The sequence below is a fragment of the Porcipelethomonas ammoniilytica genome (assembly GCF_025567485.1).
Taxonomy (GTDB): domain Bacteria; phylum Bacillota; class Clostridia; order Oscillospirales; family Ruminococcaceae; genus Porcipelethomonas; species Porcipelethomonas ammoniilytica.
Genome location: NZ_JAOQKH010000036.1, coordinates 1 through 6,132 on the forward strand (window position 1 = coordinate 1; position 6,132 = coordinate 6,132).

Consider the following 6,132-nt stretch of genomic DNA (forward strand, 5'->3'; position numbering starts at 1 on the left):
TGGTGTTTTCCATGTGTTTCTCTCCTTTTTTTATTATTATACCATCTTTCGCTTTTTGCTGTCCACTTTTTTAGTATAGCACCAAATGGGACGTCTGACTGCCGATCCGGATTTAGGACAGACGCCGAATAATATTTCAGTGTGCAAATTTACGGTAGCAGTAGAGGAAGATATTCCGGACAAAAACGGAAAGAGAGCAGCACAATTTATTTCAGTGATAGCATGGAGACAAACAGCAGAATTTGTATCACGTAATTTCACCAAAGGAAAGTTTATAATTGTACAGGGAAGATTGAAAAACAATAATTACGAAAAGGAAAACATAAAACATTACGGAATGCAGGTTGAAGCAAATCATGTTTACTTTGGAGGGGATAAACCGAATAAGCCTACAGCTTCACCTGTGCAACAGGATCTTCCAGAGGAACTTTCAGAATATGAAATGCTGACAGATGAAGAACCGTTTTAATTTATAAAATTCGCCATTGGCGAATTGGAAAGGACTATTTATGTATGAATTAATAAAATATATATTAAAAGCAATTGTTGTTTCAGGTTGTGTTGTTGGTGGTGTTGTCAGTTGTGTTGCTATATTATACGTGATACATAATAAAATATCTCAATGGTTAAAAAAGAATGAAAATAAAGAGAACTAAAAATAAAAGCTATAATATTTCAATAATTAATTTCAATTCGTCAATAGCGAATGTGAAAGGATATATATATGTATGAAGAAATAAAGGAAATTCTGCTGATGTTTTATAATGCTGATTCAAGAGTAAAAGAGATATTTAAAATATTACTGGTATCAGGGTGCGTAGATATTTGGATTATAATTTTGATAAAAATATATGATAAAATTTTTATATGGTTAAAAAATCATGCAAGTAAAAATAAAGAAAATTAAAGGAGATAAAAATGCTTATAATAAGCGTTATATATTGCTTTTTTGTCATTTTTAGTATTCTATATTTATATAGACGTAAAAGAAGTAAACGTGACTATTCTGGTTATAAAGATTTCAATAAACACACTTTTATATTATTTACTCCTACATCTTTAATATTAAGCAATAACTTTTTAGCAATGACAATAATATTTGCATTTTCTTTGATGTATATTTTTATGGTTGAAATTAAATTGGGGGATTATTCCGTAAAGACCATAGCAATATTAGATATTATAAAAAATATATTATTAATTATTCTTATGATATTATTATATTGGAGATGTATTTGTTTGGCTGAGATGTCTGGTGTTAATTTGTTATTTGCAGAATTTATCGCAGAATTATAAAAAATCACAAAAATTGACAAATTTATAATATTGCTATATAATGGAGGTGCAAGAATGTTTACAAATGGAATTATAAACACACATTATATTTTTACAATAATGACAGTTATTTTTATCATATCGACTATATACTGTATTTTACGTATTTATAATCATCGTAAAAGTATTGCTGAAATGAAAAAAATAAAAACTCAGTATGACATGTATATTGTGCTGTTTGAAGGTTTAATAATAATATTTAATAGTTGTGTTTTATATAATGCTATTTATATAAAATTGACAACTACATTTTTCCTTATTTATTTAAATATTGTAAAAATAATATCAGATTCAAAAAAAATATTCTATTTATTAATTCCATTCATTCTTATAATTTGTTTGTTATAGGGTGATTAATAGTGATTTTTTTAAAAAAATGTTTTGACTGTCAGCTTAAAGTACATATTTACTTATATAAAAAATTGTATATTATAAAAGAAATTATTAATTATTTAAACATAATAATGGCTATATTTATTTTCCTTATTGCATTTACAAGAAGCATATTTTTAACATATTGCTTTTTATTCATTTCATGTATTTATCTTCTTATTAATGGTTTAAGTATTATAAATACCACATTTACATCATTAAGAGGATTTTTAAAGTATGGATTTTTTATTGAGTTTTTTTTATCTTTTTCCATAATGTTTGCATCTAGAGAAATATTAGAAGTAAGCCTTCAAAACATTAATAGTACAATGGATACTATGATAATAATATTTTCTACTCTTATTACATGGTTAATTTTAAGTCTTATAGTTAATAATGAAGTTGCAAAAATTACTAATTTGATTTTAGCTACATTTTTCGGGATTTTAGTTTATTTTAAAGATCTTATAATCCTATGTCTTCCAGACCGAGATATTGAACCATATATGATGTACGGTTTGAGTTACACATATAAACAAGTTGGAGAAATTATTTTAAGCATTATATTAACTCCATTTCTAATCACGAATATTTTAGCAACTCTTTTGTGTGAAATTAAGGGCTATTGGATAAATAAATATAATGATGGAATTGACATAAGTATAGAACTTATAAAAAAAGAAATTGAAAAGAATAATTATTAAAGAAAAACACTGTCCCCTTCAAAAAAATTCGCCAATGGCGAATAAAAAAGAAGCCTGTAAAAGGCTTCCATAATTGACAAAATATGACCGTATATGCTATAATCAATATATGGTGACTGCATAACGGTAGGCGGTTTCTCCCGTAAGGGAGGTGATAGCTATGATGACATTTTCTGAATTGTTTCAATTCGTTACAATGCTCACACAAGTTATCTCTCTTTGCTATCTTGTATTCCACAAGAAAAAGTAAAGGTTTCTTACATATAAATTAAGAAACACCGCCCCATCGACCAAATGTAGCGGTGTTTCTTTAACATCAACATTTTGGGAGAACCGCTTATCGCAGTCACCTTTTTCATATATATTATACCACATCTGCTGAAAATGTCAAGTTTAAAATTCGCCATTGGCGAATAGTTTCTGGGGAAAGAGAAAACTTTTATTTGACAGTTAAATCGAAATTATTTTCTTGTGCTACTTTTTCAAGGGCATAAATAATCAGAGCATTAGTAGACATATCCATATTTTCTGCAAGTTCTTTAATTAATGGTTTCATACCTTTTTTTACTACTACATTTAATCTATCATATGCTTTAGCATTATACTTATTTTTACTTGCAGTCGATGTTTTACCTCCCATAAAGTACCTCCAATATTTTTAAATTAATTATATAATATTTAGCGTACTTACACAAGTGGCAAAATGCATAAATAATTATATAAAAGATTGGTGAAAAAATCAATAGACAATACTTACACAAGTATGCTATAATTTAAATATGGAAAAACGCAAAAGACAAATTCGCCAATGGCGAACTGAATGGAGGAGAGAAAATGAATAGAGTACGTCTTGAAAGAAAATACGAGGAACTGGGATTAATGGATTATAAGCTACGCAATCTGAAACAGCTTCAGGAAATACACGAAGTTGACGTTAATCAAATTTCAGGATATAGGCATTTATCTGACAAGCATAAGAAACTGTTTAGTGAAGCGATCATAAACTTTTTTAATGCGTGGGGACTTGATAACAGAAAAACACTTGTTCCTAAATCAATTGATTTTGTATACGAGGTCAACTACAGTAAACAGCTCAGTAATAGCGACGAGTTTTTTACCGATATAGGGCAGGAAGTTTTTGTTCTGGATGAAAAAGGAGGCATTCTACGCAGGCTTCACCGCTACGTTTATGAAAAAGGCATCAGCTTCAAGACTTGTGAAAAAGATCGTTCAAAGCCTTATCTGAGATTTGAGCTTTTAGGTGTATGGTATCATATAATGAGCGCTAAAGAATGGTATTGAGTTGAAAATGATGTTGCAGATTTTGTGAATAACTGCTGATAAGGCAATCATTTTAGGCTTAGAAATACATTTCATGTACGCAAAAGACAAATTCGCCAATGGCGAATTAAAGAAAGGACCAAAAATCATGAGAAAAATAATATCAATAGCAAACCAAAAAGGAGGGGTAGGAAAAACTACCACAACGCTGAATCTGGGTACAGCGCTTGCGTTAAAGGGGTTTAAGGTTCTGCTTATAGACCTCGATCCTCAAGCAAATCTTTCAAGCTATCTTGGATTTGAGGGCGATGAAAATCCTACGATCAGTCACATGATGCTTAGTATTGCAAAGGGAATGAAAGTCAGTAAGGAAGATTTTGAAAGCTGTGTAAGAGTATCAGAAGCAAACAGAATTAGTTATATTCCCTCAGATATCAACCTTGCAAATGCTGAAAGTTACCTGATGAATGCACTGTCCAGAGAAACAGTTATGAAGCGTATCCTTACAAATGAAAATCTGACCGACTATGATTATGTACTTATAGACTGTCTGCCATCATTGGGAATTTTGTTAGTCAATGCCTTGACTGCTTCGGATAATGTTATTATTCCCGTCCAAACTCAAAAGTTTGCATATGAAGGACTGGGAAGTCTTATCAACATTTGTGAACAGGTTAAGGAGACAATCAATAAAAATCTTGAAGTTTCCGGAATAATTGCTACAATGGCAGAAAATACAAAAATGAGCAGAAATACCCTTGAAATGCTTGACACAAACTATAAAGACCTTTTGTATAAAACTGCAATACATAAATCTGTAGAAGCCGCAAACAGTTCGGAAAGAAACAGAAGCTTGTGCCTTAACAAAAGCAAGCTTGGAAAAGAATACAAGGCGCTTGCAGAAGAAATTATGACGAGGTGTTAAAATGCTTGCAACATTTGATATCGGCACAATGATGTCACAGGAAAATCAGATAAAAAATATTCCGATAAGCAGTTTGGTTCCTTATCATGACCATAAATTTCAATTGTACTCCGGAGAACGTCTGGAGGATATGGTTGAAAGCGTTAAGAAAAACGGTATACTGATTCCTATAATAGTACAGCCCTGCGGAGAGAATTATGAGATTCTCTCCGGTCATAACCGTACAAATGCAGCAAAACTTGCAGGACTTGAAACAGTTCCGGCAGTGATCAAAGAACGTCTATCAGATGATGAAGCAGAGATGTACATGATAGAAACAAATCTCAGACAGCGTGGATTTGACGATTTGAAAATATCAGAACAGGCGGCAGTACTGGCAATGCGGCACTCAAAAATGTTCAGCGTGGAAAAGAGTCGTGCCATAAATGAGGAATTAGAAAGGCTAGACGGTAATGAGCCATCCAAAAGCAAGCTTGATATAACAGGTGAGGAATACGGTATGAAAAAGGATTCGGTAGCACGACTGCTGAGAGTTGACAAGCTTATACCGGAACTTAAACCGTGGATAGATTCAAAGCAGCTTGCAGTCAGAGCGGCAGTGGAGCTTTCATATATTCCGGAAGAGGGACAAAAGCTTTTATACAGTATTATAAAAAGTCCTGCTAACGGAATGCTTATAAAGATGGATATCAGGAAAGCCAAACAGCTAAGAGAAGTGTATAAAAATTGTGAAAAATTATCAAAAAGCAAAATGACGGAATTGCTTATAGGGGACTATAAAGCAAAAAAATCAGAAATGAAGTCTTTAAAGCTGCCTTCTGAATTCTACTTAAAGTATTTTGATGAAGATACTGAACCGGAAAAAGTATTGATGATAATTGAAAAAGCATTAGAAAATTATTTTAGTCCTCCGATGCTTGAAGAATAAATTTATAAACTTGACAGTTTATGGTAATAAATAGTATAATAATAAAAAATTCGCCAATGGCGAATGAGAAAGGAAAAAGATAATGACAGATTGTTTTTGGCTTGAATTTGATCCGGATAAATTAGCGATCCTGAAACAGGAAGCATATGAACTGGATTTATCCTTAGAGGAATATTTATCAGAAATGCTTGAAGATATGGTGTCTTTTAACCGAGAGAAAACCGAAGATGAAGCTAACATGGATAAATACAAGACTATAAAATGGAAGGACAGGGAAGTTGAATCGTCTGCAATTGAAAGATTTTCAGAGGAATGGGCAAGTTATATTGAAGAAACAATTGAAGATTATTTCTTTGAAGACGAAGATGATGAAGACAGACCTTTGACTGTTAAAAGTGATGAAGAATGTATCAGATACGTAGTTGATCGATGCGGAGAAAATCTTGAAGAAGATATGGGATTCAGATGTGAATATTTAATTGAAGAAGTAGTAAAGGACTTTCTGAATCACAGAAAATAAATGGTAAAAAATGTATGGTTTATATTGACAAAACAAAACATATATGATATAATATATATAAAGAGAT

The 6,132-nt window shown here is 31.3% G+C and carries 10 protein-coding genes; 9 read left to right on the top strand and 1 reads right to left on the bottom strand.

Going from position 1 to position 6,132, the window contains the following annotated elements; translation table 11 throughout:
* The first annotated feature begins 85 nt into the window (after nt 1-85).
* The 5 genes from OCV67_RS12545 to OCV67_RS12565 all read left to right on the top strand — a co-directional run bounded on the left by OCV67_RS12545 (nt 86) and on the right by OCV67_RS12565 (nt 2,411).
* Complete coding sequence (locus tag OCV67_RS12545; protein WP_147644287.1) at nt 86-469, top strand: single-stranded DNA-binding protein; 384 nt, start codon at nt 86-88, stop codon at nt 467-469.
* 40 nt (nt 470-509) lie between these two features.
* Nucleotides 510-656 carry a hypothetical protein gene (locus tag OCV67_RS12550; protein ID WP_178085154.1) on the top strand — a complete coding sequence of 49 codons (147 nt, stop codon included), beginning with the start codon at nt 510-512 and terminating at the stop codon, nt 654-656.
* A 68-nt stretch (nt 657-724) separates the two neighbouring features.
* Nucleotides 725-907: a hypothetical protein gene (locus tag OCV67_RS12555; RefSeq protein ID WP_147644288.1), complete on the top strand. Its 183-nt coding sequence runs from the start codon at nt 725-727 to the stop codon at nt 905-907.
* A gap of 11 nt (nt 908-918) precedes the next feature.
* Nucleotides 919-1,296 carry a hypothetical protein gene (locus OCV67_RS12560; RefSeq protein WP_147644289.1) on the top strand — a complete coding sequence of 126 codons (378 nt, stop codon included), beginning with the start codon at nt 919-921 and terminating at the stop codon, nt 1,294-1,296.
* A gap of 398 nt (nt 1,297-1,694) precedes the next feature.
* On the top strand, nt 1,695-2,411 hold the full coding sequence (locus OCV67_RS12565) for a hypothetical protein (RefSeq protein WP_147644290.1): 717 nt from the start codon (nt 1,695-1,697) through the stop codon (nt 2,409-2,411).
* Nucleotides 2,412-2,850: 439 nt separating this feature from the next.
* On the opposite strand, the gene OCV67_RS12570 is transcribed toward OCV67_RS12565, so the two are convergent.
* On the bottom strand, nt 2,851-3,051 hold the full coding sequence (locus OCV67_RS12570) for an antitoxin (RefSeq protein WP_147644291.1): 201 nt from the start codon (nt 3,049-3,051) through the stop codon (nt 2,851-2,853).
* 194 nt (nt 3,052-3,245) lie between these two features.
* On the opposite strand from OCV67_RS12570, the gene OCV67_RS12575 reads away from it, so the two are divergent.
* The 4 genes from OCV67_RS12575 (at nt 3,246) to OCV67_RS12590 (ending at nt 6,065) form a co-directional block, all read left to right on the top strand.
* On the top strand, nt 3,246-3,713 hold the full coding sequence (locus OCV67_RS12575) for a hypothetical protein (RefSeq protein WP_147644292.1): 468 nt from the start codon (nt 3,246-3,248) through the stop codon (nt 3,711-3,713).
* Nucleotides 3,714-3,840: 127 nt separating this feature from the next.
* Entirely contained in the window at nt 3,841-4,617 is a 777-nt protein-coding gene (locus OCV67_RS12580) for a ParA family protein (protein ID WP_262644633.1), read from the top strand.
* Between the two features lies 1 nt (nt 4,618).
* The gene (locus OCV67_RS12585; protein WP_147644293.1) at nt 4,619-5,545 is read left to right on the top strand and encodes a ParB N-terminal domain-containing protein; all 927 of its coding nucleotides are present in this window, start codon (nt 4,619-4,621) and stop codon (nt 5,543-5,545) included.
* Nucleotides 5,546-5,627: 82 nt separating this feature from the next.
* A complete protein-coding gene (locus OCV67_RS12590; RefSeq protein WP_147644294.1) occupies nt 5,628-6,065 on the top strand; it encodes a hypothetical protein in 438 nt (145 codons plus the stop codon).
* Nucleotides 6,066-6,132 lie beyond the last annotated feature (67 nt).

Coding starts and splice junctions, on each gene's coding strand:
- OCV67_RS12580 (WP_262644633.1), top strand. CDS start 3,841: ATGAGAAAAATAATATCAATAGCAAACCAAAAAGGAGGGGTAGGAAAA.
- OCV67_RS12585 (WP_147644293.1), top strand. CDS start 4,619: ATGCTTGCAACATTTGATATCGGCACAATGATGTCACAGGAAAATCAG.
- OCV67_RS12575 (WP_147644292.1), top strand. CDS start 3,246: ATGAATAGAGTACGTCTTGAAAGAAAATACGAGGAACTGGGATTAATG.
- OCV67_RS12550 (WP_178085154.1), top strand. CDS start 510: ATGTATGAATTAATAAAATATATATTAAAAGCAATTGTTGTTTCAGGT.
- OCV67_RS12545 (WP_147644287.1), top strand. CDS start 86: ATGGGACGTCTGACTGCCGATCCGGATTTAGGACAGACGCCGAATAAT.
- OCV67_RS12590 (WP_147644294.1), top strand. CDS start 5,628: ATGACAGATTGTTTTTGGCTTGAATTTGATCCGGATAAATTAGCGATC.
- OCV67_RS12560 (WP_147644289.1), top strand. CDS start 919: ATGCTTATAATAAGCGTTATATATTGCTTTTTTGTCATTTTTAGTATT.
- OCV67_RS12555 (WP_147644288.1), top strand. CDS start 725: ATGTATGAAGAAATAAAGGAAATTCTGCTGATGTTTTATAATGCTGAT.
- OCV67_RS12570 (WP_147644291.1), bottom strand. CDS start 3,051: ATGGGAGGTAAAACATCGACTGCAAGTAAAAATAAGTATAATGCTAAA.